This window comes from Pelomonas margarita, from assembly GCF_043555875.1.
Classification (GTDB): Bacteria; Pseudomonadota; Gammaproteobacteria; order Burkholderiales; family Burkholderiaceae_C; genus Pelomonas; species Pelomonas margarita.
This window is the reverse complement of sequence record NZ_JBIGHW010000012.1, coordinates 14,031-39,612: the sequence shown is the minus strand read 5'-3', so window position 1 is coordinate 39,612 and position 25,582 is coordinate 14,031. Positions and strand designations below refer to the sequence as shown.

Genomic DNA, 25,582 nt, shown 5'->3' with positions numbered 1-25,582 from the left:
CTCAGCGCTTTCTAGTTACGGGTTTACCCGTGGTTTCTGTCGTCGTCACGCCGCGCAGCCTGACCGCGTAGCCGTCGGCGTGGCGCAGATCGGCGGCCTGCAGCGGGCTGCGGTAGGTGCCGGTGACCTGCGTGATGGTGTGGGCGAAGCGACCGAAGCGCTGCACCACGTCGGCATCAGCGCCCCGCCCCAGTTCGATGACGGCACCGCTGCCCAGCGTGGCGCGCCAGGAGCCGCGCCCGGAGAGGTCCAGCCGCTCGACGCTGTCGCCCAACTGGCGGGCGGCCGGCGTCAGCGCGCGCCACATCGCCAGCATGCTGCCCGCCGCGTGGGCCGGGCCGGCCAACAGCGGCAGGGACTCGTCTTCTACGTCGCCGAGGTTGGCGTGAAAGACTTCGCCGAAGCTGTTCACAAGCGCCCGTTCGGTGCTGGCCTCGGTGGCGGCATCCGCGCCGTCGGCTCGGGCCTCCCAGTAGGCGGCCGCGCGGTGTTCCTCCAGCGTGACCTTGAGCCGCATAGGCCAGACACGGGTCAGTTTCGCCTGTCGCACCCAGGGCACGGCCTCGAAAGCGCGGCGCCCCTCGGCCAGGTTCATGCTGAGGAAGGATCCCTGCAGCCGCGGCAGCGCATTGGCGCGCAGCGAGGCCACGCTGTTGCGGCTCACGTCGCCCTCCACCTGCACGGCACGCAGGTTGAACGCCGGCAGCCGCACCACCCAGCGCAGCGCCGCCCAGGCGGCCGTCGCCAGCAACGCCGCGACCAGCAGCGCCGACACCGCATTCATCAGGCGGACGTCGGGCGGAAGGGCAGCAGCAGTGGCGACAGCGTTGCGCATGCGGCAGATCAGCGGCGGTCGAGCCGCGCCTGGGCCAGCAGCCACAGGCACAGTTGCGGATAAGCGATGCCCACGGCCTGGGCGGCCTTGGGCACCAGCGAGTGCGAGGTCATGCCCGGGCTGGTGTTCATCTCCAACAGGAAGGGCTTCATGTCCGCCTTGCGCAGCATCAGGTCGGCGCGGCCCCAGCCGCGGCAGCCCAGCAGACGGTAGGCCTTGAGCACCAGTTGCTGGATCTCGGCCTCCAGCGCAGCGGGCAGCGTGCCAAACAGGTACTGGGTGTCGTTGGACACGTACTTGTTCTCGTAGCTGTAGTCGCCACCCGCAGCGCGGATCTCGACCACCGGCAGCGCCACGGCCGACTCGCCCTGGCCCAACACGGCGCAGGTAACCTCGGGGCCGTCGATGCATTGCTCGAACAGCAGTTCGTCGTCGAAGCCCAGCGCCAGGTCGACGGCGCCCTGCATGTCGGAGTAGCCGACGGCCTTGGTGATGCCGATGCTGCTGCCCTCGTGCGGCGGCTTGACGATGACGGGCAGGCCCAGCTCGTCCGGAATCTGGCGGATGCGCTCGCGCGTCAGCTCAGCGCGGGCCAGGGCGAGGTAGGGCGGCGTCGGCAGGCCTTCAGTGCCCCAGACGCGCTTGGTCATGGTCTTGTCCATGGCGACACCCGAGGCCGTCACGCCGGAACCGGTGTACGGGATGCCTAGCCATTCCAGCGCGCCCTGCAGCGTGCCGTCCTCGCCGCCACGGCCGTGCAGCGCAATGAAGGCACGGTCGAAGCCATCGGCCTGCAGCGCCTGCAGCGGGCGCTCGGCGGGGTCGAACGCATGGGCATCGACGCCGACAGCGCGCAGCGCGGCGAGCACGCCGTTGCCGCTCATCAGCGACACCGGACGCTCGGCGCTGCCGCCGCCCAGCAGCACGGCGACCTTGCCCAGCGCGGCGGCGTCGATGTTCAGGTCAATCGGCGGGGTGGTCATGCCGAAGCTCCTTGGTGGAAATGCGCCGCCACCAGACGAGGCAGCGCGCTCATCGAACCCGCACCCATGCCGATGACGACATCGCCGCCACGGGCTAGCGCAGCCAGCGCGGCCGGCATGTCGGCGACCGTCGGGACGAAGTACGGCGTGCCGACCGCCTGCGCCAGCGCCGCGCCGGTTGCCCCGGCAATGGGCGCCTCGCCGGCCGAATACACCTCGGTCAGCAGCACCACGTCAGCGCCCTGCATCACACGCACGAAGTCGTTGAAGCAATCGCGCGTGCGGGTGTAGCGGTGCGGCTGGAAGGCCAGCACCAGGCGGCGGCCGGGATAGGCGCCGCGCGCGGCCGACAGCACGGCGGCCATCTCGACCGGATGGTGTCCGTAGTCGTCGATCAGCTCGAAGCAGCCGCCATCGGCAGCGGGCCACTCGCCGTGTTTCTCGAAGCGGCGGCCCACGCCGGAGAAGCCGGCCAGGCCGCGCCGGATGGCCGCGTTATCGCAGCCCAGCTCCGTCGCGATCGCAATGGCGGCCAGCGCATTGCGTACGTTGTGCTCGCCGGCCAGGTTCAGCAGCACGTCCAGGTCTGCTTCGCCTTCGCGGCGGCAGCAAAAACGCATCTGCGCACCAGCCAGCGCCTGCACGTCAATGGCTCGCACGCTGACTCCCTCGGACAGGCCGTAGCTGACCACCGGCCGCTCGATGCGGCCGAGGATGGCGCGCACGCCCGGATCGTCGGCGCAGACCACGGCGGCGCCGTAGAACGGCATGCGGTGCAGGAACTCCACGAAGGCGTCGTGCAGCTTCTGGACCGAGTGGCCATAGGTGTCCATGTGGTCTTCGTCGATGTTGGTGACGACGGCCAGCACGGGGCTGAGCTTCAGGAAGGAGGCATCGCTCTCGTCCGCCTCGACGACGATGAACTCGCCCTGCCCCAGCCGCGAGTTGGCACCGGCCGCATTGAGCTTGCCGCCGATGACGAAGGTCGGGTCCAGGCCCGCCTCGACGAGGATGGCCGTGACCAGCGAGGTCGTCGTCGTCTTGCCATGCGTGCCGGCGATGGCAATGCCGCGGCGCAGCCGCATCAGCTCGGCCAGCATGACAGCGCGCGGCACGACCGGCACCTGACGGCCACGGGCAGCCTGCACCTCGGGGTTGTCCGCCGCCACGGCGGTGCTCGTCACCAGCGCCTGCGCGTCACCGATGTGCGGCGCCGCATGGCCGATCTCCACGCGCAGGCCCAGCGAGCGCAGCCGCTCGGTCGTCGCGCTCTCGGCCGCGTCCGAGCCGCTGACCGTGAAGCCCAGGTTGTGCAGGATCTCGGCAATGCCGCTCATGCCGGCGCCGCCGATACCCACAAAGTGCAAACGCTGTACGGCGTGCTTCACTTCAACATTCCCTCAATTTCATCCGCCACGCGCGCGGCGGCGCGGGGCCTCGCCAGCGAGCGGGCCTTCTCAGCCATGGCCAGCAGGGCCGGGCGGTCCAGGCCGCTGAGCAGCTCATGCAGCTTCTGCGGCGTCAGGTCTTGCTGCGGCAGGTGGATGGCCGCGCCGTGCTGGGTCATGAAAATGGCGTTGTCGCGCTGGTGCGAGGTGGTGCTCACCACCAGCGGCACCAGCACCGCCGCACAGCCGGCGGCGCACAACTCGCTGACCGTGATGGCGCCCGCGCGGCAGACGACGACATCGGCCCAAGCCAGCGCAGCAGCCATGTCGTCGATGAAGGGCCGCACCTCGGCCGACAGGCTGGCGTCGCTGTAGGCCTGCCAGACGGCGCCCAGATGATCCTGCCCCGCCTGATGCAGCACCTGCGGGCGCTGCTCGGCCGGCCACAACGCCAGCGCCTGCGGCACGGCCTGATTGATGGCGCGCGCGCCCAGCGAACCGCCCAGCACCAGCAGGCGTAGCGGGCCCTGCGTGCGGGCCGGGTCGGCCATGCGCTCGGCCGGCAGCGGCAGCGCCTCGATCTCGGCGCGCACCGGGTTGCCGCTGACGATGGCGCCCGGCGTGGACGCCGCGGCAACCCCATCAAAGCCGAAGGCCAGGCGACGCGCGAACGGCTTGAGCACCGCGTTGCTCTTCAGCATGGCCGCATCGGCGTTCACCAGCATCAGCGGCCGCCCGCTGAACGCCGCAGCCAGGCCGGCCGGCACGCAGACGTAGCCACCCATGCCTAGCACGGCCGTCGCGCGGCGCTGCTCGTACACGCGGCGCGCCGCGCCCAGCGACTTGAAGAAGCCGACGAGGCCGCGCAGCGTGTGCTTCAAGCCCTTGCCGCGCAGACCGGCGAACGGCAGTGCGTCGATCTCCAGGCCACGTGCCGGCACCAGCCGGTTCTCCATGCCCTGCGGCGTGCCGATCCAGGACACGGTCCAGCCGCGGCGCTGCATCTCCTCGGCCACGGCCAGGCCGGGGATGACGTGGCCGCCCGTGCCGGCCGCCATCACCACCAAGTGCTTGTCGCTCATGCGCGCCCTCCCCGCATCATTTGCCTGTTCTGGTGCCTGCCGGTCGCTTGCGCTCCCTTCACATGGCAACGCCATGTGAGCAGTCCCCGAACAGGCCAACCACCCGCTGCGCGGGCAGCGGTCATCGTCAAGACGATGCCCGTCATGCGCGGCCTCCGCGCATCATTTGCCTGTTCTCCAGGTCGATGCGCAGCACGACGGCGAGCGCCACACAGTTCATCAGGATGGCCGAGCCGCCGAAGCTCAGCAGCGGCAGCGTCAGGCCCTTGGTGGGCAAGGCACCCAGGTTCACGCCCATGTTGATGAAGGCCTGGCCGCCCAGCCAGATGCCGATGCCCTGCGCATACAGGCCTGCGAACACGCGGTCCAGCGCGATGGCCTGGCGGCCGATTAGGAAGCATCGCCGCGTGAGCCAGAAGAAGGCCACGATGACGATGGCCACGCCGACGAAGCCCAGCTCCTCACCGATGACGGCGAGCAGGAAGTCGGTGTGCGCCTCAGGCAGGTAGTGCAGCTTCTCGACGCTGCTGCCCAGCCCCTGGCCGAACCACTCGCCACGCCCGAAAGCGATGAGGCTGTGCGTCAGCTGGTAGGCCTTGCCCTGCGCGTACTTCTCGTCCCAGGGGTTGAGGTAGGCAAAGATGCGCTCACGGCGGAAGTCGCTGAGCGTGATCATCAGCACGAAGGCGCCCACCAGCACCAGCGTGATGAGCAGGAACATACGGCCGTTGACGCCGCCCAGGAACAGCACGCTCATCGCGATAGCCGCGATGACGAGGAAGGCGCCCATGTCCGGCTCGGCCAGCAGCAGCACGCCGACAAAGGCCAGCGAGATGGCCATGGGCGTGACTGCCTGGAAGAAGTTCTCCCGCGCGTCCATCTTGCGCATCATGTAGTTGGCCGCGTACAGCGCGATGCCGAACTTGGCCAGCTCCGAGGGCTGGAAGTTCATGACCCCCAGCGGGATCCAGCGTCGTGCGCCGTAGACCACCTTGCCGACGCCCGGGATCAGCACCGCCACCAGCAGCACCAGCGACACGACGAACACCCACGGCGCCCAGCGCTCCCACACCGCGACCGGGATCTGCACGGTAATGAGCGCCGCGATCAGCGCGAAGCTGATGGCCACCAGATGGCGGGTCAGGAAGTGAGTGGGTAAGTACTTGGCGAAGCGCGGGTTGTCCGGCAGCGCGATGGAGGCCGAATAGACCATGAGCAGGCCGAAGGCCATCAGCGCGATGACCACCCACACCAGCGTGATGTCGAAGCCCTGCAGCTGCGTAGGCCGGCCGGCGGACGTGGACACCCAGTCGCGAACCGGCACGCTGGCGTTGTCGCCCTCGCGCTTGCGCAAGGACTGCAGCCGCGCGAGGACGCTGCCCAGCGCGGCTTTCACCGAAGTCCCGGCCTGCCGCATGCTCACAGCGCGACACCCCGCTCGTCGGCCATCTGCTGCACCGTGGCCACGAAGACCTCGGCGCGGTGCGCGTAGTTGCGGAACATGTCCAGGCTGGCGCAGGCCGGGCTCAGCAGCACGCTGTCGCCCCCTTGCGCCTGCGCCAGGCACCAGGCGGTGGCGGCTTCCAGCGTGTCGTGGCGCTGCAGGGGTACGCCGGTCTGGGCCAGCGCGGCCGCGATCTGCGGCGCATCCCGTCCGATCAGCGCGACGGCGCGGGCATGGCGGGCCACGCCGTCGGCCAGCGGCGCGAAGTCCTGGCCCTTGCCGTCACCGCCGAGGATGAGCACCAGCTTGGCCGGCGCGCGGTCGGCGCCCAGACCGGAGATGGCGGCCACGGTGGCGCCGACGTTGGTGCCCTTGCTGTCATCAAAGAACTCGACGCCGTCGATGCTGCCCACCGGCTCCACGCGGTGCGGTTCGCCGCGGTACTCGCGCAGGCCGTGCAGCATGGGCGCCAGCTCGCAGCCGGCGGCGGTGGCCAGCGCCAGCGCGGCCAGCGCGTTGGCTGCGTTGTGGCGGCCGCGCACACGCAGCGCGTCGGCAGGCATCAGGCGCTGGATGACCAGCGGCTCGGCCTCCTCGCCACGCTTGCGCTTGACGGTGGGGTCCAGCTCGCGGGCGCGCACCAGCCAAGCCAGGCCACCCTCCTCCACCAAGCCAAAGTCGCCGGGTGCTGTCGGCGCATTGAGGCCGAAGCGCACCACGCGGCGCGACACTGTCCGGCCGGGCTTGCCGCGCGTGCCCTTCACGAACACAGGCTGCGGCACCAGGCCTTCGACCTCGGCGTCGTCGCGGTTGGCGACGATGACCGTGGGGCAGTCCATGCCCGCACCAAAGACGCGTGCCTTCGCGCGGCCATAGGCGGCCATGTCGCCATGCCAGTCGAGGTGGTCCTGCGTCAGGTTCAGCACGGCGCCTGCGGTGGGCGCGAAGTGGTTCACGCCGTCCAGCTGGAAGCTCGACAACTCCAGCACCCAGACCTCGGGCAGCGTCTCGAACACCGGGCCGCGCGGTGGCGGCAGGGCGATAGGCAGGGGCGTGTCCTCGTCGGGCAGCACAGCGGCCGCTGCGTCTTCCGCGGCGGCTTCTTCATCGACGGGCAGGTCTTCGATCTCGGCGGCCACGACCTCGTCGGGCGTCAGCACCGGCGCGGGGTCAGGCTCCTGCGCCAACGCCTCGGTCAGCGTGTCCATCAGCGTCGGGCCGATGTTGCCGGCGATGGCCACACGCTTGCCGGCACGCTCGACGAGCAGGCCGGTCATGCAGGTCGTCGTGGTCTTGCCGTTGGTGCCGGTGATGGCCAGTACGGCGGGCGCATAGCCATGCTGGGCCTTGAGCGCGGCGAGCGCGTCGGCGAACAGGTCCAACTCGCCGCGCACCGCGGGGCCGTGCTCGTAGACAGCCTTGAGGCGTTCATCCAGCGGCGACAGGCCGGGACTCTTCAGCACCGCGTTGAAACCGGCGGCCGTCTCGGCCGTCAGCTCGCCGGTGATGAAGACTGCCGTGTCGCCCAGGGCGCCGAGCTGCGGTGGCTGGGCGCGCGAATCCCACACGGTGACCTGCGCCCCAAAGCACGCGCACCAGCGGGCCATCGCGAGACCGGAGTCCCCGAGGCCCAGCACGAGCACGCGCTGATCCAGGAGTGGCGGCAGGTCCAGCTTCATGGCTTACCGGAGCTTCAGGCTCGCGAGACCCACGAGGCACAGCAGCATCGTGATGATCCAGAAACGGATGACGACCTGCGTCTCGTTCCAGCCGCTCTTCTCGAAGTGGTGATGCAGCGGCGCCATCTTGAAGATGCGCCGCCCCTCGCCGTAGCGCTTCTTCGTGAACTTGAACCAGCTGACCTGGATCATCACGCTCAGCACTTCGGCCACGAAGATGCCGCCCATGATGCCCAGCACGATCTCCTGCCGCGTGATGACGGCCAGCGTGCCCAGCCCGCCGCCCAGCGCCAGTGCGCCGACGTCGCCCATGAAGACCTGCGCCGGGTGCGCGTTGAACCACAGGAAGGCCAGGCCCGCGCCGGCCATCGCGGCGCAGAAGATCAGCAGCTCGCCCGCGCCCGGGATGTAGGGCAGCAGCAGGTACTTGGCAAACACCGACGAGCCCGTCAGGTAGGCAAACAAGCCCAGTGCCGAGCCCACCAGCACAACCGGCATGATGGCCAGGCCGTCCAGCCCGTCGGTGAAGTTCACTGCATTGCTGGTGCCGACGATGACGAAAAAGGACAGCGCGACGAAGCCCCACACGCCCAGGGGCATGGAGATGGTCTTGAAGAACGGGATCAGCAGGTCGGCCTTGGGCGGCAGCTCGGTCGAGAACCCGCTGCTCACCCAGCGGAAGAACAGCTCCACGACACCGAGGAAGGAGGTCTCCGACACGCTGAACGCGAGGTATAGCGACGCAACCAGGCCGATGAGGCTCTGCCAGAAGAACTTCTCGCGGCTACGCATGCCCTCGGGGTTCTTGTCGACGACCTTGCGCCAGTCGTCCACCCAGCCCACGGCGCCGAAGCCCATCGTGACGAGCATGACAACCCAGACGAAGCGGTTGCTCCAGTCGAACCACAGCAGCGTGGACACGCCGATGCCGATCAGGATGAGCACGCCGCCCATGGTGGGCGTACCGCTCTTGGCCAGGTGGGCCTGCACGCCGTAGCTGCGCACGGGCTGGCCGATCTTCATCGCGGTGAGGCTGCGGATGACCCACGGGCCGAAGGCCAGGCCGATCAGCAGCGCCGTCATCGCGGCCATGACGGCGCGGAAGGTGATGTAGTTGAACAGGCGCAGGAAGCCCAGGTCGGGGTAGAGGCCCTGCAGCCATTGGGCGAGGCTAAGCAGCATGCGGGCCTCCGTCTTGTGCGGTTTGCAGTGCGGCGACCACGTGTTCCATCTTCATGAAGCGCGATCCCTTGACCAGGGTTTGGGCCGCGTCGGGTTGTTCGTTCAGGGCTGCGATGAGCGCGCCGGTGTCGTCGAAGGCGCGGGCCGCCGGGCCGTAGGCCGCCGCAGCGTCGCGGGCAGCGGCGCCAGCCGTCCACAGGTGGGCGATGCCGCGCTCGGCCGCGTAGGCGCCCACCTCGCGATGGAAGGCCGGGCCGTCATTGCCGACCTCGCCCATGTCGCCCAGCACCAGCCAGCTGTCGCCGGCCAAACCAGCCAGCACGTCGATGGCGGCGCGCACACTGTCGGGGTTGGCGTTGTAGCTGTCGTCGATGAGCGTGTGGCCACGCGCGTCGCGCTTGAGCTCGCTGCGGCCCTTGACGGCGCGAAAGCCCTCCAGCCCCTGCTGGATGGCCGGCAGCGGCGCGCCGGCCGCCAGCGCGCAGGCGGCCGCGGCCAGCGCATTTCGCACGTTGTGCTCGCCGGCCATGTGCAGCGCCACCGGCGCCGTGCCGGCCGGCGTGTGCAACTCCAGCGCCCAGTGCGTGCCCTGCCACTGCGCGTCCCCGGTCACATCGGCCGCACCGCGCAGCGCGAAGGTCAGGTGCGGCCGGCTGCCGGCCAGCTCGTACCAGATCGGCGCGCAGACGTCCTCAGCCGGGAACACGGCGCAGCCCGTCGGCGACAGCGCGTCCAGCACGGCGCCGTTCTCCCGCGCAACAGCCTCGACGGTGGCCATGAACTCCTGATGCTCGCGCTGCGCGTTGTTGACCAGCGCCACCGTGGGCGCCGTCATCGCGGCCAGCGGCGCGATCTCGCCGGGATGGTTCATGCCCAGCTCGATCACGGCGGCACGGTGGCTGCGTTCGTCGTCATGGCGCAGGCGCATCAGCGTCAACGGCACGCCGATATCGTTGTTGTAGTTGCCCTGGGTGGCCAGTGCGGCGGAGGGGCGAGCGCCGGGCCGCTCCCAAGCTCGCCCAGCGTCCCCGAGGGGGACAGGGCTGGCGAAGGCAGCCCCAGGGGCGCCATCGAGCCAGGCACGCAGGATGCTTGCGATCATCTGCGTCGTCGTCGTCTTGCCGTTGGAGCCGGTGACGGCAATGACGGGAATCGGGTGCTGGCGGCGCCAGGCCGCCGCGAGCTGGCCCAGCGCGAGCTTGGCGTCGGGCACCAGCAGGCCCGGCAGACCAGCTTCGGCCAGGCCGCGCTCGGCAAGCGCGGCGACGGCACCCGACGTCCGGGCCTGCACCAGGAAGTCGTTCGCATCGAAGCGCTCGCCGCGCAGCGCGACGAACAGGTCGCCGGCCTGCAGCGTGCGCGTGTCGCTGTGCACGCGGGTGAAGGCGGTCGCGCCGTCACCCACCAGCGCCGAGCCGGGCAGCAGCGCCTGCGCTTCAGCGAGCGTGAGGAAGAAGCTCACAGGCCCGCCCTTTCCAGCAGCGCCGCGCGCGCCTCAGCCACGTCGGAGAAGGGCCGGCGCACGCCGTGCACCTCCTGGTAGTCCTCATGGCCCTTGCCAGCGATGAGCACGATGTCGCGCGCGCCGGCCTCGGTGATGGCCACACGGATGGCTTCCTCGCGCGCCTCGATGACGGTGGCTGCCGGGGCGCTGCCCGTGATGTCAGCCAGGATGCGCACCGGATCCTCGGTGCGCGGGTTGTCGGTCGTCACGACGACGCGGCCCGCCAGCCGGGCAGCGATGGCGCCCATCAGCGGGCGCTTGGCGCCATCACGGTCACCGCCGCAGCCGAACACGCAGATGAGCTCGCCGCCACGCGCCTGGGCCATGCCCTGCAGCGCCGACAGCGCCTTGTCGAGCGCGTCGGGCGTGTGCGCGTAGTCGACGACGACCTGCGGCAACTCGCGGCCATTGCCCACGCGCTGCATGCGACCGGGCACCGGCGTCACGCGGGTCAGGGCGCGCGCCACGTCGGCCAGCGTGTGGCCTCGGGCGCGCAGTGCGCCGGCCACACCCAGCAGGTTGGCGGCGTTGTAGTCGCCAATCAGCGTGGTCTGCACCGGCAGCGAGTCGCCGCCTTCATGCAGCTGGAAAGCCAGGCCCTCACCTGTGTAGTGCAGCCCGCGCGCAGTCAGGCGCGCGTCCTGGCGCTCGAAGCCGGTCGTCCACACGTCCAGCGCCGACAGCTCGGCCGCCAGCGCGTCGCCCTTGGCGTCGTCCAGGTTGACGACCGCCGCGCGCAGGCCCGGGAAGCTGAACAGCGCCCGCTTGGCCGCCCAGTAGGCATCCATGTCGCCGTGATAGTCCAGGTGGTCCTGCGTGAAGTTCGTGAACACGGCGACACGGATCGCGCTGCCGGACATCCGCCCCTCGACGATGCCGATGCTCGACGCCTCGATGGCGCAAGCGGCGAAGTCGTCGTCGCGCATGCGGGCGAACGCGGCCTGCAGCAGCACCGGGTCGGGTGTTGTCAGGCCGTTGTAGTCCAGCTTGGGCGGCTCACCGATGCCGAGCGTGCCCACCACGCCGCAGCGCTTGCCGAGCTGAGCCGAGGCCTGCGCGATCCACCAGGCGGACGAGGTCTTGCCGTTGGTGCCGGTGACGGCGATGACATCCAGCGTGTCGGCCGGCGCGCCGAAGAACGCAGCGGCGACCTCGCCGGTGCGCGCCTTCAGCCCCGGCAGCGAGGCGACGCGCGCATCGGTGAAGCCGAAGCGCTCGACATCAGCCTCCTCGACGAGACAGGTGGCCGCGCCCGCGGCCAGCGCCGCCGCCACATACTCGCGGCCGTCGCGCGCATAGCCAGGCCAGGCGATGAAGGCATCGCCCGCCTGCACCTGGCGGCTGTCGGTGCGCAGCGTGCCGGTGCACCATTCGGCCAGCCAGCGGGCCGCTGCCTCAGGGCTCTTCAGGCGCGTCAACATCAGAAACTCTCCTCGACCGGCACGGCCTTCTGGTTGGCGACGATCTGGCTCTTCACGTCCAGGTCGGGCTGCACGCCCAGCAGACGCAGCGTCTGCGCAGTGACCTGGCTGAACACCGGGCCGGCCACGGCGCCGCCGTAATAGACGCCGGCCGTGGGCTCGTCCACCATGACGGCAACGACGATGCGCGGCTTGTTGATGGGCGCCAGGCCCACGAACCACGAGCGGTACTTGTTGACGTAGCCGCGGCCCTCCTGCTTGTGGGCCGTGCCGCTCTTGCCGCCCACGCTGTAGCCGGGCACCTGCGCCAGACGCGCGGTGCCGCCGGGGCCGGCGGCGTCCTGCAGCATGCTGCGCAGCTCGCGAGTGACCTCGGGGCTGAACACGCGGATGCCGGGCACCGGATGCTCACGCGGCTGGCGCAGCATGCTGACGGGGATGATCTCGCCGTCACGCGCAAACACCGTGTAGGCGCGCGCCAGCTGGAACAGCGAGGCCGACAGGCCGTAGCCGTAGCTCATCGTGGCCTGCTCGATGGGGCGCCAGGTCTTGTAGGGGCGCAGCTTGCCGCTCACTGCCCCGGGGAAGCTGATCTGCGGCCGCTGGCCCAGGCCGATGGCCGTGAACATCTCGTGCATCTCGCGCGCCGGCATCTGCATGGCGAGCTTGGTCGTGCCGATGTTGCTGGACATCTGGATGACCTCATGCACGGTGATGAGGCCATGCGGCTTGGTGTCGCTGATGACGGCGCCCTGAAAGGGGTAGCGGCCGTTGCCGGTGTCCACCAGCGTGCGCGACGTGACGCGGCCGGTCTCCATCGCCAGACCGGCGATGAAGGGCTTCATCGTCGAGCCGGGCTCGAACACGTCGGTCAGCGCGCGATTGCGCAATTGGTCGCCGGTGAGGTTCTGACGGTTGCCGGGGTCGTAGCTCGGGAAGTTGGCCAGCGCCAGCACCTCGCCGGTCTGCACGTCCAGCACGACGACGGAGCCGGCCTTGGCCTTGTTGGCCGCCACCGCGTCGCGGATGCGCTGGTAGGCGAAGAACTGCACCTTGGAATCGACGGCTAGGTCGATGTCGGCACCGTTGCTGGCGGGCACGATGTCGCCAATGTCTTCGACGACACGGCCCAGCCGGTCGCGCACGACGGAGCGCGAGCCGTCACGGCCCTGCAGCTCTTTCTGGAATGCGAGCTCGATGCCTTCCTGGCCCTTGTCCTCGACATTGGTGAAGCCGACGACATGCGCCGCCGCCTCGCCCTCGGGGTATTTGCGGCGGTACTCGCGGTCCTGGAAGATGCCCTTCAGGCCGATGGCCTTGACCTTGGCGGCCGTCTCGTCGTCGGCCAGGCGCTTGAGCCACACGAAGCGCGCCTCGGGGTTGAGCTTGGCCTGCAGTTCCCTGGGCGTGATGCCAAGCACCTTGGCCAGCTCGCGGCGCTTGCCCTCGTCGGCGTCCACTTCCTTCGGGATGGCCCAGATGGAAGGCACGGCCACGCTGGCGGCCAGCACCTGGCCGCTGCGGTCGTTGATGCGGCCACGGCTGGCCGGCAGCTCCAGCGTGTGCGCGTAGCGCGCCTCGCCCTGCTTCTGGAAGAACTCGGTGTGCAGCACCTGCACATAGATGGCACGCCCCAGCAGGCCCGCGAACGCAAGGCCGACCAGGCCAACCAGGAAACGCGAGCGCCACGGCGGCGTCTTGGACGCCAGCAGCGGGCTGGTGGAGTAGTTCACCGCCCGGCCCGAGCCCAGGGCGCGCGCGCCGGCCTTGTTCGCCTTGCCGCCGCCGATCACTGCGCCACCCCCGACGCGACGACGGCCGGCGAGATCAGACGCATGCCCAGGCGCTCGCGCGCGACCTGCTCCACACGCAGGTTGGTGGCCTGCGCATGGCGCTCGGCCTTCAGCCGCTCGGCGTCGGCGGCCAGGCGCTGGCCCTCTGCCTTGGCGCGCTCGCGTTCAGTGAACAGCCGGCGCGACTCGTAGGCGGTGTGCACCAGGACGAGGCCGCTGGCCAGCACGGCGAGGATCAGCAGGAGGTTGATCTTGGCCATGTCAGCGCCACCCGCCCGCACCAAGGCACTGACGCACAGCCTCTGGGGGCCACGAGCAAAGCAAGCGAAGGGGCTGACGTGTCATGTCAGTCCTTCAACGGGGCATCGGTGCGTTCGGCGATGCGCAGCACAGCGGAGCGCGAACGCGGGTTGGCCGCCACCTCGGAGTCGCTGGGCTTGATGCGGCCCAGCGCGTTCAGGATCAGCGGCGCGGGTTCCGCGAACGGTGCACGGCGGTCGAACACATGCTTGCTGTATTCGGCGATGAATTGCTTCACCCGGCGGTCTTCCAGCGAGTGAAAGCTGATGACGGAAAGCCGGCCACCCGGCGCCAGCAAGCGCAGCGCAGCTTTCAGCCCCTGGTCAAGCTGCTCCAGCTCGCCGTTGACATGAATCCGAAGAGCTTGAAAGGTGCGCGTGGCCGGGTCCTGGCCGGGCTCGCGGGTCTTGACCGTGCGAGCCACGAGTTCGCGCAGTTCGTCGGTGCGCGTGAGCGGCGCACCGGCTTCTCGGCGAGCAACAACCGCCTTTGCAATCTGGCCAGCAAACCGTTCTTCGCCATAGTCCCGAATCACCTGTGCGATGGCGCGCTCGTCGGCGCGCGCCAGAAAGTCCGCCGCGCTCTCGCCACGCGTGGTATCCATGCGCATGTCCAGCGGCCCGTCAAAACGGAAGCTGAAGCCCCGCTCAGGGTTGTCGATCTGCGGGCTGGACACGCCCAGGTCCAGCAGCACGCCGTCCACCTGATGCACCCCGATGGCCGCCAGCTCCTCGGCCATGTCGGCAAAGCCGGCATGGACGATGGCGAAGCGCGGGTCGGTGATGGCCGCAGCGGCCGCGATAGCCTCCGGGTCGCGGTCGATGCCGATCAGGCGACCCTGAGGCCCCAACTTGCTCAGCAGCAGACGCGAATGACCGCCCCGGCCAAAGGTGCCATCCACGTAGACACCGTCGGGGCGCGCCAGCACGCCATCCACCGCCTCGTCCAGCAGCACGGTCGTGTGACGGAACGTGGCGTTCTCGTTCATCCTGGCGCTCATCAGAAACTGAAGTCCTTGAGCGCGTCAGGCATGGGCCCGGCCAGGACCTCGGCCTCCTGGGCAGCGTGGGCCTTCTTGTCCCAGATCTCGAAGTGGCTGCCCATGCCCAGCAGCACGACGTCCTTGTCCAGCCCGGCGCTTTCGCGCAGCTCGGGCGAGATCAGCACGCGCGCCGCCGAGTCGATCTCGACATCCATCGCATTGCCCAGGAACACGCGCTTCCAGCCCGCTGCGGACATCGGCAGGCCGGCGACCTTGTCGCGGAACGTCTCCCACGTGGGGCGCGGGAACAGCATCAGGCAGCCGTCGGGATGCTTGGTGATGGTCAGGCGCCCGCCGCACAACAGCTGCAGCACCTCACGGTGGCGCGTCGGCACGCCCAGGCGCCCCTTGGCGTCCAGCGCCAAGTTTGAAGCTCCTTGAAAGACGATTTCCGACACTTTTCACCACGAAACGACACTTCTCCCCACTTTAAGCGCTGCCAACACCAGGGTCAAGAATTCGCACAAGTTTTTTCAATGAAATCAAGCACTTAGCGCGACACTGTCAAAAACAACAGCCGCTCGGAAAATCTCTTTCATAAATAAGGACTTGCCGAGATATTGCGAAGTTCCGCTTGAGGTTCGGCACGCAGCCTTCGGGCCGAATGGCCAGTCCGATCGCGCTTGATCAACAGATCGCAGGCAGGTCTTGAATCGCCACATCCCGTCCCTATAATCCTCGCTGCTAGCACTCTCCAAACTCGAGTGCTAACGAAATCGGGCCTTGTGTCGGCCCCATTTTTTCGGCGCGCCGCGACCCCCGGGTTGCGGCAGCCGCGGTTCAAACTCTCTGAAGGAGACCTCATGAAGCTGCGCCCCCTGCACGATCGCGTGATCGTTCGCCGCCTGGAACAGGAAACCAAGACCGCCTCGGGCATCTTCATCCCCGACAACGCCGCCGAGAAGCCCGACCAGGGTGAAGTGCTTGCCGTGGGCCCCGGCAAGCGCAACGACAAGGGTGAGTTCGTCGCCCTGAACGTCGTCGTCGGCGACCGCGTGCTGTTCGGCAAGTACTCTGGCCAGACCGTCAAGGTCGACGGCGAAGAACTGCTGGTCATGCGCGAGGAAGACCTCTTCGCCGTCGTCCAGAAGTAATTGCCTTCCGGGGCGACGCGCAAGCGGCCCCATCGACTCAGAGAAATTGTCTCTGACCCCAATTTAAGTATTCGGAGAATCAAATGGCAGCAAAAGACGTGATCTTTGGCGGCGAAGCCCGCGCCCGCATGGTTGAAGGCGTGAACATCCTGGCCAACGCGGTCAAGGTGACCCTGGGCCCCAAGGGCCGCAACGTGGTGCTGGAGCGCTCCTTCGGCGCCCCCACCGTGACCAAGGACGGCGTGTCCGTGGCCAAGGAAATCGAGCTCAAGGACAAGCTCCAGAACATGGGCGCCCAGATGGTCAAGGAAGTCGCTTCCAAGACGTCCGACAACGCCGGTGACGGCACCACCACCGCCACCGTGCTGGCCCAAGCCATCGTCCGCGAAGGCATGAAGTACGTGGCCGCCGGCATGAACCCGATGGACCTGAAGCGCGGCATCGACAAGGCGGTCACCGCCCTGGTCGCCCAGCTGAAGGCCGCCTCCAAGGCCACCACGACCTCCAAGGAAATCGCTCAAGTCGGCACGATCTCGGCCAACAGCGATGCCGACGTCGGCCAGATCATCGCCAACGCGATGGACAAGGTCGGCAAGGAAGGCGTCATCACCGTTGAAGACGGCAAGAGCCTGAACAACGAGCTGGACGTCGTCGAAGGCATGCAGTTCGACCGCGGCTACCTGTCGCCCTACTTCATCAACAACCCCGAGAAGCAAGCCGCGATCCTGGACAACCCGTTTGTCCTGCTGTTCGACAAGAAGATCTCGAACATCCGCGACCTGCTGCCCACGCTGGAGCAAGTGGCCAAGGCCGGCCGCCCGCTGCTGATCATTGCTGAAGAAGTCGACGGCGAAGCGCTGGCGACGCTGGTGGTCAACACCATCCGCGGCATCCTGAAGGTCGTGGCCGTCAAGGCGCCTGGCTTCGGCGACCGCCGCAAGGCCATGCTGGAAGACATCGCCATCCTGACGGGCGGCAAGGTCATCGCCGAAGAAGTCGGCCTGACGCTCGAGAAGGTCACGCTGGCCGACCTGGGCCAGGCCAAGCGCGTCGAAGTGGGCAAGGAAAACACCACCATCATCGATGGCGCTGGCGCTGCTGCCGACATCGAAGCCCGCGTCAAGCAAGTGCGCATCCAGATCGAGGAAGCCACCAGCGACTACGACCGCGAGAAGCTGCAAGAGCGCGTGGCCAAGCTGGCCGGCGGCGTGGCCGTCATCAAGGTCGGTGCCGCCACCGAAGTCGAGATGAAGGAAAAGAAGGCCCGCGTGGAAGACGCGCTGCACGCCACGCGTGCCGCCGTTGAAGAAGGCATCGTCGCCGGTGGCGGCGTGGCCCTGCTGCGCGCCAAGCAAGCCGCTGGCGAGATCAAGGGCGACAACGCCGACCAGGACGCCGGCATCAAGCTGATCCTGAAGGCCATCGAAGCCCCGCTGCGCGAGATCGTCTACAACGCCGGTGAAGAGTCGTCCGTCGTCGTCAACGCCGTGCTGCAAGGCAAGGGCAACTACGGCTATAACGCCGCCAACGGCACCTATGGCGACATGATCGAAATGGGCATCCTGGACCCGACGAAGGTCACGCGCACCGCGCTGCAGAACGCCGCGTCCGTCGCGTCGCTGATGCTGACGACCGAGTGCATGGTTGCCGAGTCGCCGAAGGAAGAAGCTGCCGGCGGCGGCATGCCTGGTGGCATGGGCGGCATGGGTGGCATGGGCGGCATGGACATGTAAGTCCACGCCGGCGACACACCCGTCGCTGACAAACAAAAGGGGCTCCCGCGAGGGAGCCCCTTTTTTTCATGCCTGCGACGACCTCAGTCGCTGGCGCTGGCGGCCGAGCGCATCAGCGTGTAGCTCAGGCCGATGCCGTACGTGAAGCCCGTCGTCTGCCGCACCAGCGCGCTGTCGCGGTTGGCCGCGCCGGCCAGGCTGTCCAGGCGGCCGAAGGCGTACAGGCGCAGGTCCGGCGTCAGGTTCTTCGCGACGCTGCCACCCAGCCGCCAGGCAATCAAGCCCGCCTTCGCGTCGAACGCCGGGCGGTCCGGCCGCGCCTCGCCGGCGGTCACGCCGTAGAAGGTCGAGCCCAGCCGGCGGTCGCCCACCACGGCACCGACGCTGGCTCCGTAGGCCCAGCCGTTCGCCTGGGGGCGGTGCTGCCACGCCAGGCGCGGCTCGAAGGTCATGCCGCGGTGGCGGCTCAAGTGACTCAGCTCGAACACGCCGCGCACCGGCAGTTCCAGCACCAGGCGCTCGGCAGCACCGCGCCCGTTGACGAACCAGCGCGCCACCGGCCCGGCCTCCACCAGCGTGCCCAGCCGCGGCATGCCCTCCCGCGCCCGCAGCGTCTCGGAGCCCGAGCTCAGCGTGCCGGCGAACGACACGTCCAGCTCAAAAGCGTCGGTGCGCACCGCACGCAGGCCGGCGCCGTCGCCGTCGGCGCGCAGCACCTTGCCGCGGTAGATCAGGTAGGGCAGCACCAGCGCGCGGCGGGCCTGCTGGTCGGAACCCGGATAGGCCTGCTGCGAAACACCCGCCGCACCGAGGCCCAGCTCCCACAACGGCGGCGCCTCACGGCGCGTGGAAGGTTCCGAGGCCCAGACGCTCGACGCCGCCAGGCACATCAACAGGGCAGGAGTTCTCATGGGACGCACGGCAGTGAAGCTGGCGCGCATCATGCCGTCGCGCGGCGGGTTCGTGCGATCAACGCATGCGAGAACGCCGGCCCAACGCACCACTGAGGACAGGTCACCGCACGCTGCGGCCTGCGCCGGATGAAGGCGGGGGAATCGTGAAAAGCTGCCGCCGCACTGCGGCAAACCTTGGGATCAGGGGGGCGCGAATGAAGGGCCGACGCCAGGGCGCGCCAATCGCGTGCTCCGATAATCCGACATCCTTGTCCTACCGCTCCATGTCGTCCAGCCTGCATCCCCAAGCCCTGCTCGACCACGCCCTGACCGAGGCGGGCCCGCTGGCCCGCGAGTTGCTCAATCTCGTGCAGGACGAGCTCGACGCACAGCCCCAGCACTTCCCGCTGCGCGAGGGCTGGCGCAAGGTGCGTGCGCGCTTTGCTGCCGATTTCGAAGGCCGCCTCATCGAGCTGCTGCAGGCGGGCCGGCGCGGCGAAGACCCCTTGCAGCGCACGCTACCGCCGTTGGGCGGCCTGGAGGCGCTCAGCCTGGTCGACGAGCACCAGGCGCTGCAGGACGTGGCCATCGCCCACATCGCCCGCACGGCCGAGGAGCTGAGCCGCGCCGAGCTGCACCAGATCGGCAACTTCTACGCTGCCTTGCGCGGCATCGCCCGTGCCCGCGAGCGCGACAACCCGCTGCGCCCGGCGCTCTACGCGCACGCCCTGCATCACGCCCTGGCGGCCAGCGCGCTGAGCCCGCAGGCGCAGTACGAGCTGATGCGCGTGGCGGCCGCACCGCTAGCGAACGCCTTGCACCGGCAGTACAGCCACGCTGTGGCTGTACTGCAGGCAGCCGACATCAGCGACATGGTCGCCTCGCATGGCCAGGGCATCAGCGATCCGCTGGCCCACCAGCGCCTGGCTGCGGCCCATGGCGTGGCGGCCCGCACACCGACGCACGGCACGCTGGACGGCCTGTCCCGCCGCGTCGACGCTTTCAACTCCAGACCCCAAGGCCTCGGCAACCTCGCGGCACGCGACCCGCAGGCGCCGGCACCGTTCGTACGCACCACCGGGCCCGACATGCTCAGCCGGCTGTACGACCAGATCCTCGCCGACCCACGCCTGCTGCCGCCGCTGAAGGCGCTGCTGGCCCGGCTGCAGATCGCCGTCGTGCGGCTCGCGCGCACCGACGCCTCGCTGCTGCGCCGCCAGGACCACCCCACTTGGTCACTGCTGAACCGCGTCGCGGCGCACGGCATGGCCTTCGACCGCCCCGACGACGCCCGCTTCACGAGCTTTCTACGCTTCATGGAAGCCGAGGCCCAGCTGCTGGTGGACACGCCCACCCCCACGGCCATGCTGTTCCAGCAGGTACTGAGCCGCGTGGACACCCACATCGACCAGCAGGCCCGCCAGAGCAGCGAGCGCAACGCCGACGCCCTAGCGCTGCTGGAGCGGGAGCAGCTGCGCAGCCAGTGGCGCGACCTCGTGCGCGAGCAGATCGACCACCAGATCAACGACGCCCCGCTGGGCCCGCGCATGCACCGCCTGCTGCAGACGGCCTGGGTGGACGCCATCGTCACGGCCATGGTGCGCCACGGCCGTGACTCGCAGGAAGCCCTGGCGGCTATGGAATTGGTGGACGCGCTTATCGACAGCCTCGTCACGCCGCGCGACCTGGCTGACCGCGAGGCGCTGCGCATGCGGCTGCCGGTGCTCATCGAGCGGCTGGTGGCCGGCTGCGACAGCATCCAGCTCGCGCCCGCCCAGCGCGAACCCGCCTTCGCCGAACTGATGGCCCAGCACGCCCGGCTGCTGCGCGGGCTGCCGGCGCTGGAACACGGCACGCCCCGCCCAGCCCCGCCGCGTCCGGCTGCACCAAGCGCCGCGCCGTCCTCGGCCGACGAGATCGTGCAACGGCTGATGGAGGAGCGCGACTCGCAGGTGCCTTCGCACTGGCTCAGCGCCGATGTGGACCGCGGCGAACTGCCCACGGTGCCAGTGCAGCTCTACAACGACGCCCCCGACGCACGCCAGGCCGTGGCGCGCTGGATGGACGAGCTGCAGATCGGCCGCTGGTTCCACCTGTTTATTCAGGGCAACTGGCACACGGCCCAGCTGGCCTGGTTCAGCGAGGGGCGACAGCTGACGCTGTTCGTGGGCCGCGAGGCCGACGAGCGCCTGCCGCTGACGCGCCGCGCCCTCGAGGCGCTGCTGGCCAACGGCCTCATCACGGCGCTGGACGAGGACAACATCGTCCAGCGCGCCGTGGACACGCTAATCAGCGACCTGGACGGCGGCTGACGCCGCCGCCACGGGCGCCGGCATCAAGGCGTGCGTCCACTCGTGCAGCGCCAGGGCCACATCGCCCACGCCGCTCTTCTTGAGCGCCGAGAACAGCGTGACGGCCACGTCAGAGTTCTCGGTGGTCATGCCGGCCAAGAACTCGCTGGTGGCCCGCAGCGCGGCGTCGGCCTCCTTGCGGTTGAGCTTGTCGGACTTGGTCAGCAGCACCAGCAAGCGAATCTCGCCGGTGGCCACGCGCGCCGCAACGAACTCCAGCAGCTGCTTATCCAGATCCGTCAGCCCCAGGCGGGAATCCACCATCAGCACGACGCCGGACAGGCTGCGCCGCACGGCCAGGTAGTCGGCCATCACCTTCTGCCAGCGGAGCTTGGCAGACTTGTTGACGGCCGCGTAGCCGTAGCCCGGCAGGTCGGCGAACAGCGCGTCTGCCGCGTCTTTCGGACCCAGCTCGAACAGGTTGATGTGCTGGGTGCGCCCCGGCGTCTTGGACGCAAAAGCCAGGCGTTTCTGCTGCGCCAGCGTGTTGATCGCAGTGGATTTGCCGGCGTTGGAGCGGCCCACGAAGGCAATCTCGGGCAGCTCGGTGGCAGGCAGGTGAACCAGCTGGCTGGCGGTGGTCAGGAAGCGCGCAGTGTGCGTCCAGGCCAGGGCCAGCTTCTCGGTCACGGGTTCCGAGGTTTTGGCATCAGGGATTTCGTTGGTCATGGGCAGCTCAAGCGCAGTGATCCAGCATTGTAAAATTTCAAGGTTGCGCCCTTAGAGATCCAACAAATCCATGAAGACTGCCGCCATCGTCCTGTCGAGTCTGTTGCTGGCCACCACGGCCTTCGCCAGCGGTGCGCCTGCCGCGCCGGCCAAGCCCGACCTCGCCAAGGGTGGCGCCATCGCCAGCCAGGTCTGCGCCGCCTGCCACACCGCAGACGGCTCGCGCGGCTCGCCGGCCAACCCCATTCTTGCGGGCCAGCACCCCGAGTACCTAGCCAAGCAGCTGGCCGAGTTCAAGAGCGGCAAGCGCAAGAACGCCATCATGCAGGGCATGGCCACGCCGCTGTCTGAGGATGACATGCGCAACGTCGCCGCGTTCTACGCCAGCAAGACGGCCAAGCCGGGCTTCGCGAAGAACAAGGACACCGTCGTGCTGGGCGAAAAGATCTGGCGCGGCGGCATCGCCGACCGCAGCATCCCCGCCTGCGCAGGCTGCCATGGCCCCACGGGCTCTGGCATGCCGGTTCAGTACCCGCGCCTGGGTGGCCAGCATGGCGACTACGTCGAAGCCCAGATGGTGGCGTTCCGCAGCGGCGCCCGCGCCAACAACGCCGTCATGACCGGTGTGGCCGCCAAGATGAACGACAAGGAAATCAAGGCCGTGTCCGACTACATTGCTGGCTTGCGCTGAACCCGAACCAAGCCTCTGGAAGAAGGCCGGTGAACCTCACCGGCCTTTTTTTCGCCCTCTCCACCTGATGTCGTCAGCCTCCTCCTCCCGCCCCTCGCTGGCCCGCGAACTGCTGGACCTGCTCGCCTCCATGCGCTTCGCGATCGCGCTGCTCAGCGTGATCTGCATCGCCTCGGTCATCGGCACCGTGCTGCGCCAGAGCGAGCCCATGGGCAACTACATCAATCAGTTCGGCCCGTTCTGGGCCGAAGTGTTCGGCAAGCTGGGCCTGTACACGGTCTACAGCGCGCCGTGGTTCCTGGTGATCCTGGCCTTCCTGGTGATCTCCACCAGCCTGTGCGTGCTGCGCAACACGCCCAAGATCCTGGCCGATCTGAAGAACTACAAGGAAGGCGTGCGCGAGCAGTCGCTGCAGGCCCACCACCACAAGGCCATTGCCGAGCTGCCCAGCAACCCGCAGATGGCGCTGGCCGAGATCGGCAGCACGCTGACCGCGCTGGGCTGGAAAGCGCGGGTGCAACAGCGCGAGCACGGCACGATGATCGCGGCCCGCCGCGGCGCGTCCAACAAGCTGGGCTACATCGCCGCCCACTCGGCCATCGTGCTCATCCTCATCGGCGGCGTGCTGGACGGCAACGCCATGGTGCGGCTGGCCATGTGGCTGCAGGGCAAGGAGATCTTCGATGGCGCCGGCTTCATCGCCGACATCAAGCCCGAGCATCGGCTGTCGGCAGCCAACCCGAGCTTCCGCGGCAACGTGTCGGTGCCGGAGAAGCAGCGACAGGGCATCGCCGTGCTCAGCCTGCCCAACGGCGTCGTGCTGCAGGACCTGCCGTTTGACATCGAGCTGAAGAAGTTCAGCGTCGAGTACTACGACACCGGCATGCCCAAGAGCTTCGCTAGCGACATCGTCATCCACGATGGCGGCACGCGCCGCGAGGCCACCGTTAAGGTCAACGAGCCGGTGATCCACAACGGCCTGGCCATCTACCAGAGCAGCTTTGAGGACGGCGGCAGCCAGCTGCAGCTGCAGTTGCTGCCGCTGACGGGCGGCAAACCCGTGCCTCTGGCCGGCCGCGTGGGCACCAAGACCGGCGTGGGCGAGCTGACGCTGGAGCTGGATGGCCTGCGCGTCATCAACGTCGAGAACATGGCCGACAACGGTGCCGGCAACACCAGTGGCGCCGATGTGCGCAAGGTGGATCTGGGCGAGCGCCTGAGCAAGCACCTGGGCAGCGGCGCCAAGGGCGACAAGGCCAAGTCGCTGCAGAACGTCGGCCCCAGCTTCAGCTACAAGCTGCGCGACGCGGCCGGCCAGGCACGTGAGTTCAACAACTACATGGTGCCGGTGGCGCTGGACGGGCAACGCCTGTTCCTGGCGGGCGTACGCGAGTCGGCGTCGGAGAACTTCCGCTACCTGCGCATGCCGGTGGACGAGAACGACCGCCTGGACGGCTGGCTGCGCCTGCGCCACGCCCTGGGCGACGCGGGCCTGCGCGAGGCGGCAGCGCGGGCCTACGCCCGCTCGGCCACACCACCCACGCAGCCCAAGATGCAGGAACAGCTGCAGACCACGGCGCTGCGCGCGCTGACGCTGTTCTCCGGCGCCGCCACGACTGCATCCAACGGCGACGACACCAAGGGCGGCCTGCCCGCGCTGTCGCAGTTCATTGAGCGCGACGTGCCCGAGACTGAGCACGCGCGCGTGTCGGAAGTGCTGCTGCGCATCCTCAACGGCAGCCTGTTCGAGCTGCACCAGTTGGCCCGGGCGCGCGACGGCCTGGCGCCCGCCGTGGTGAACGAGGCCACGCAGGCCTTCATGACGCAGGCGGTGCTGTCGCTGTCCGACAGCCTCTACTACCCAGCGCCCATGCTGGTGCAGATGGACAGCTTCGAGCAGGTGCAGGCCAGCGTGTTCCAGGTGGCGCGAGCCCCCGGGCAGAAACTGGTCTATCTGGGCGCCGTTTTGCTGATCATCGGCGTCTTCGCCATGCTCTATGTGAAGGAGCGCCGGCTGTGGGTGTGGATCGCGCCCAGCGCCGACACGGCGAGCTCGCAGGTGCGCATGGCCATGTCCAGCACCCGCGAATCCCCCGACAACGCCACCCTCTTCGCGCAGCTGAAAGCTGTCCTGCTCAAGGAGATGCAATGAACACCACCACCTTCGACCTGCCGCGCCGCCATGCGCTGCAGCGCCGTGACGCGCTGGACTGGGTCTTCGCCGCCCTCGTGCTGCTGGGCGGCGGCTACGCCTTTCAGCGCTACCACGCCAGCATGGACGTCTACGAGCAGGCCATCCTCGCCTGCTCCCTGCCCTCGCTGATCGCGCTGGGCTGGTTCTGGAAGCCGCTGCGCGTGTTGAGCCTGGCGACCGGCGCGGCCACGCTGCTGGCCATAGCCCTGTATGCACGCCAGCCGGATGCCTTCGGCGCCGACCTGGCTGCCGCCGAGCAGGTCTTCCTGCTGAAGTACATGCTGTCCAGCCAGAGCGCCATCCTGTGGATGAGCCTGCTGTTCGTCATGAGCATGCTGTTCTATTGGGGCGGCTTCTTCACCGGCGCCGGCCGTGACAGCGTGGCCGAAGTCGTGGGCTCCAAGCTGGCCTGGGGCGGCGTGTTCATGGCGCTGGTGGGCACGCTGGTGCGCTGGTTCGAAAGCCACCAGATCGCGCCCGACATCGGCCACATCCCGGTCAGCAACCTCTACGAAGTGTTCGTGCTGTTCTGTTGGATGACGGCGCTGTTCCACCTGTACTACGAGCAGCGCTTCGCGACGCGCTCGCTGGGTGCGTATGTGATGCTGGTGGTAAGCGCGGCGGTGGCCTTCCTGCTCTGGTACACGGTGGCACGCGGCGCGCAGGAGATCCAGCCGCTGGTGCCGGCGCTGCAGAGCTGGTGGATGAAGATCCACGTGCCTGCCAACTTCGTCGGATATGGCGCCTTCGCGCTGGCCGCCATGGTGGCGCTGGCCTACCTGCTGAAGACGGCCAGCACCTACTCACTGCTGGTGGGCCTGATCGGCGTGCCGGGGCTGATCCTGGCGCTGATCGGCGCGGTCTGGGCGTTCGGCAGCGTGTCGGCCGAGACGGCTGCAGGCCTGGTCAGCTGGGCCGGCAAGATCGCCAGCGTGATGGTTTTCCTGGGCCTGTGCGTCGCGGCGCGCCGGCCGCTGAGCGCCCGTCTGCCCGACCTGCCCCAGCTCGACGACCTGATGTACAAGGCCATCGCGCTGGGCTTCGCGTTCTTCACCATCGCCACCATCCTGGGCGCCTTCTGGGCCGCCGAGGCCTGGGGCGGCTACTGGAGCTGGGACCCGAAGGAGACCTGGGCGCTCATCGTCTGGCTGAACTACGCCGCCTGGCTGCACATGCGGCTGATGAAAGGGCTGCGCGGCGCCGTGTCGGCCTGGTGGTCACTGGTGGGCCTGCTGGTGACGACCTTCGCCTTCCTGGGCGTCAACATGTTCCTGTCCGGCCTGCACAGCTACGGCGAGCTGTGA

The 25,582-nt window shown here is 68.8% G+C and carries 21 protein-coding genes; 6 read left to right on the top strand and 15 right to left on the bottom strand.

Features of this window, described 5'->3' with window-relative positions:
- Position 1: 1 nt before the first annotated feature.
- The 13 genes from ACG0Z3_RS18565 to mraZ all read right to left on the bottom strand — a co-directional run bounded on the left by ACG0Z3_RS18565 (position 2) and on the right by mraZ (position 15,051).
- Positions 2 to 835, bottom strand: coding sequence for a cell division protein FtsQ/DivIB (locus ACG0Z3_RS18565; protein WP_394400203.1), 834 nt, complete (start codon positions 833 to 835; stop codon positions 2 to 4).
- A gap of 8 nt (positions 836 to 843) precedes the next feature.
- Positions 844 to 1,818 carry a D-alanine--D-alanine ligase gene (locus ACG0Z3_RS18560; protein ID WP_394400201.1) on the bottom strand — a complete coding sequence of 325 codons (975 nt, stop codon included), beginning with the start codon at positions 1,816 to 1,818 and terminating at the stop codon, positions 844 to 846.
- Positions 1,815 to 3,206, bottom strand: a complete 1,392-nt coding sequence (gene murC, locus ACG0Z3_RS18555) for a UDP-N-acetylmuramate--L-alanine ligase (RefSeq protein ID WP_394400199.1) — start codon at positions 3,204 to 3,206, stop codon at positions 1,815 to 1,817. Before murC ends, ACG0Z3_RS18560 begins: the two co-directional genes overlap by 4 nt.
- Entirely contained in the window at positions 3,203 to 4,288 is a 1,086-nt protein-coding gene (murG, locus tag ACG0Z3_RS18550) for an undecaprenyldiphospho-muramoylpentapeptide beta-N-acetylglucosaminyltransferase (protein ID WP_394400197.1), read from the bottom strand. The genes murC and murG overlap by 4 nt, the downstream gene beginning before the upstream one ends.
- 142 nt (positions 4,289 to 4,430) lie before the next feature.
- A complete protein-coding gene (ftsW, locus tag ACG0Z3_RS18545; RefSeq protein WP_394400413.1) occupies positions 4,431 to 5,705 on the bottom strand; it encodes a putative lipid II flippase FtsW in 1,275 nt (424 codons plus the stop codon).
- 2 nt (positions 5,706 to 5,707) lie between these two features.
- A complete protein-coding gene (gene murD / locus ACG0Z3_RS18540; protein ID WP_394400195.1) occupies positions 5,708 to 7,411 on the bottom strand; it encodes a UDP-N-acetylmuramoyl-L-alanine--D-glutamate ligase in 1,704 nt (567 codons plus the stop codon).
- A 3-nt stretch (positions 7,412 to 7,414) separates the two neighbouring features.
- Complete coding sequence (mraY, locus tag ACG0Z3_RS18535) at positions 7,415 to 8,593, bottom strand: phospho-N-acetylmuramoyl-pentapeptide-transferase (RefSeq protein WP_394400193.1); 1,179 nt, start codon at positions 8,591 to 8,593, stop codon at positions 7,415 to 7,417.
- The gene (locus tag ACG0Z3_RS18530; RefSeq protein WP_394400191.1) at positions 8,583 to 10,055 is read right to left on the bottom strand and encodes a UDP-N-acetylmuramoyl-tripeptide--D-alanyl-D-alanine ligase; all 1,473 of its coding nucleotides are present in this window, start codon (positions 10,053 to 10,055) and stop codon (positions 8,583 to 8,585) included. The genes mraY and ACG0Z3_RS18530 overlap by 11 nt, the downstream gene beginning before the upstream one ends.
- Positions 10,052 to 11,518: a UDP-N-acetylmuramoyl-L-alanyl-D-glutamate--2,6-diaminopimelate ligase gene (locus tag ACG0Z3_RS18525; protein ID WP_394400189.1), complete on the bottom strand. Its 1,467-nt coding sequence runs from the start codon at positions 11,516 to 11,518 to the stop codon at positions 10,052 to 10,054. Before ACG0Z3_RS18525 ends, ACG0Z3_RS18530 begins: the two co-directional genes overlap by 4 nt.
- Positions 11,518 to 13,251 (bottom strand): peptidoglycan D,D-transpeptidase FtsI family protein, encoded by a 1,734-nt coding sequence (locus ACG0Z3_RS18520; protein ID WP_394400187.1) that lies wholly within the window; start codon positions 13,249 to 13,251, stop codon positions 11,518 to 11,520. Before ACG0Z3_RS18520 ends, ACG0Z3_RS18525 begins: the two co-directional genes overlap by 1 nt.
- Positions 13,252 to 13,307: 56 nt before the next feature.
- Positions 13,308 to 13,571: a cell division protein FtsL gene (gene ftsL, locus ACG0Z3_RS18515; protein WP_394400185.1), complete on the bottom strand. Its 264-nt coding sequence runs from the start codon at positions 13,569 to 13,571 to the stop codon at positions 13,308 to 13,310.
- An 86-nt stretch (positions 13,572 to 13,657) separates the two neighbouring features.
- The gene (rsmH, locus tag ACG0Z3_RS18510; protein ID WP_394400183.1) at positions 13,658 to 14,599 is read right to left on the bottom strand and encodes a 16S rRNA (cytosine(1402)-N(4))-methyltransferase RsmH; all 942 of its coding nucleotides are present in this window, start codon (positions 14,597 to 14,599) and stop codon (positions 13,658 to 13,660) included.
- Positions 14,600 to 14,610: 11 nt separating this feature from the next.
- A complete protein-coding gene (mraZ, locus tag ACG0Z3_RS18505) occupies positions 14,611 to 15,051 on the bottom strand; it encodes a division/cell wall cluster transcriptional repressor MraZ (protein ID WP_394400181.1) in 441 nt (146 codons plus the stop codon).
- Positions 15,052 to 15,456: 405 nt separating this feature from the next.
- On the opposite strand from mraZ, the gene ACG0Z3_RS18500 reads away from it, so the two are divergent.
- Both ACG0Z3_RS18500 and groL read left to right on the top strand, forming a co-directional pair.
- Entirely contained in the window at positions 15,457 to 15,747 is a 291-nt protein-coding gene (locus tag ACG0Z3_RS18500) for a co-chaperone GroES (RefSeq protein WP_394400179.1), read from the top strand.
- A gap of 83 nt (positions 15,748 to 15,830) precedes the next feature.
- Positions 15,831 to 17,480 (top strand): chaperonin GroEL, encoded by a 1,650-nt coding sequence (gene groL, locus ACG0Z3_RS18495; RefSeq protein WP_394400177.1) that lies wholly within the window; start codon positions 15,831 to 15,833, stop codon positions 17,478 to 17,480.
- Between the two features lie 83 nt (positions 17,481 to 17,563).
- On the opposite strand, the gene ACG0Z3_RS18490 is transcribed toward groL, so the two are convergent.
- Entirely contained in the window at positions 17,564 to 18,391 is an 828-nt protein-coding gene (locus ACG0Z3_RS18490) for a MipA/OmpV family protein (protein ID WP_394400175.1), read from the bottom strand.
- A gap of 251 nt (positions 18,392 to 18,642) precedes the next feature.
- On the opposite strand from ACG0Z3_RS18490, the gene ACG0Z3_RS18485 reads away from it, so the two are divergent.
- On the top strand, positions 18,643 to 20,685 hold the full coding sequence (locus ACG0Z3_RS18485) for a DUF1631 family protein (protein ID WP_394400173.1): 2,043 nt from the start codon (positions 18,643 to 18,645) through the stop codon (positions 20,683 to 20,685).
- Here the strand turns inward: ACG0Z3_RS18485 and yihA are convergent.
- Positions 20,659 to 21,393, bottom strand: a complete 735-nt coding sequence (yihA, locus tag ACG0Z3_RS18480; RefSeq protein WP_394400171.1) for a ribosome biogenesis GTP-binding protein YihA/YsxC — start codon at positions 21,391 to 21,393, stop codon at positions 20,659 to 20,661. The genes ACG0Z3_RS18485 and yihA overlap by 27 nt on opposite strands.
- Before the next feature lie 70 nt (positions 21,394 to 21,463).
- Here yihA and ACG0Z3_RS18475 point away from each other — a divergent pair, with 70 nt between their 5' ends.
- The 3 genes from ACG0Z3_RS18475 (at position 21,464) to ccsB (ending at position 25,582) form a co-directional block, all read left to right on the top strand.
- The gene (locus ACG0Z3_RS18475; RefSeq protein WP_394400169.1) at positions 21,464 to 22,084 is read left to right on the top strand and encodes a c-type cytochrome; all 621 of its coding nucleotides are present in this window, start codon (positions 21,464 to 21,466) and stop codon (positions 22,082 to 22,084) included.
- 67 nt (positions 22,085 to 22,151) lie between these two features.
- On the top strand, positions 22,152 to 24,236 hold the full coding sequence (locus ACG0Z3_RS18470) for a cytochrome c biogenesis protein ResB (protein WP_394400167.1): 2,085 nt from the start codon (positions 22,152 to 22,154) through the stop codon (positions 24,234 to 24,236).
- Positions 24,233 to 25,582 carry a c-type cytochrome biogenesis protein CcsB gene (gene ccsB, locus ACG0Z3_RS18465; protein ID WP_394400165.1) on the top strand — a complete coding sequence of 450 codons (1,350 nt, stop codon included), beginning with the start codon at positions 24,233 to 24,235 and terminating at the stop codon, positions 25,580 to 25,582. Before ACG0Z3_RS18470 ends, ccsB begins: the two co-directional genes overlap by 4 nt.

Excerpts from the sequence above, each read along its gene's own strand:
- ACG0Z3_RS18565 (WP_394400203.1), bottom strand. The coding sequence starts at position 835 with ATGCGCAACGCTGTCGCCACTGCTGCTGCCCTTCCGCCCGACGTCCGC.
- ACG0Z3_RS18560 (WP_394400201.1), bottom strand. The coding sequence starts at position 1,818 with ATGACCACCCCGCCGATTGACCTGAACATCGACGCCGCCGCGCTGGGC.
- murG (WP_394400197.1), bottom strand. The coding sequence starts at position 4,288 with ATGAGCGACAAGCACTTGGTGGTGATGGCGGCCGGCACGGGCGGCCAC.
- ftsW (WP_394400413.1), bottom strand. The coding sequence starts at position 5,705 with ATGCGGCAGGCCGGGACTTCGGTGAAAGCCGCGCTGGGCAGCGTCCTC.
- murD (WP_394400195.1), bottom strand. The coding sequence starts at position 7,411 with ATGAAGCTGGACCTGCCGCCACTCCTGGATCAGCGCGTGCTCGTGCTG.
- mraY (WP_394400193.1), bottom strand. The coding sequence starts at position 8,593 with ATGCTGCTTAGCCTCGCCCAATGGCTGCAGGGCCTCTACCCCGACCTG.
- ACG0Z3_RS18525 (WP_394400189.1), bottom strand. The coding sequence starts at position 11,518 with ATGTTGACGCGCCTGAAGAGCCCTGAGGCAGCGGCCCGCTGGCTGGCC.
- ftsL (WP_394400185.1), bottom strand. The coding sequence starts at position 13,571 with ATGGCCAAGATCAACCTCCTGCTGATCCTCGCCGTGCTGGCCAGCGGC.
- rsmH (WP_394400183.1), bottom strand. The coding sequence starts at position 14,599 with ATGAACGAGAACGCCACGTTCCGTCACACGACCGTGCTGCTGGACGAG.
- ACG0Z3_RS18500 (WP_394400179.1), top strand. The coding sequence starts at position 15,457 with ATGAAGCTGCGCCCCCTGCACGATCGCGTGATCGTTCGCCGCCTGGAA.
- groL (WP_394400177.1), top strand. The coding sequence starts at position 15,831 with ATGGCAGCAAAAGACGTGATCTTTGGCGGCGAAGCCCGCGCCCGCATG.
- ACG0Z3_RS18490 (WP_394400175.1), bottom strand. The coding sequence starts at position 18,391 with ATGAGAACTCCTGCCCTGTTGATGTGCCTGGCGGCGTCGAGCGTCTGG.
- yihA (WP_394400171.1), bottom strand. The coding sequence starts at position 21,393 with ATGACCAACGAAATCCCTGATGCCAAAACCTCGGAACCCGTGACCGAG.
- ACG0Z3_RS18475 (WP_394400169.1), top strand. The coding sequence starts at position 21,464 with ATGAAGACTGCCGCCATCGTCCTGTCGAGTCTGTTGCTGGCCACCACG.
- ACG0Z3_RS18470 (WP_394400167.1), top strand. The coding sequence starts at position 22,152 with ATGTCGTCAGCCTCCTCCTCCCGCCCCTCGCTGGCCCGCGAACTGCTG.
- ccsB (WP_394400165.1), top strand. The coding sequence starts at position 24,233 with ATGAACACCACCACCTTCGACCTGCCGCGCCGCCATGCGCTGCAGCGC.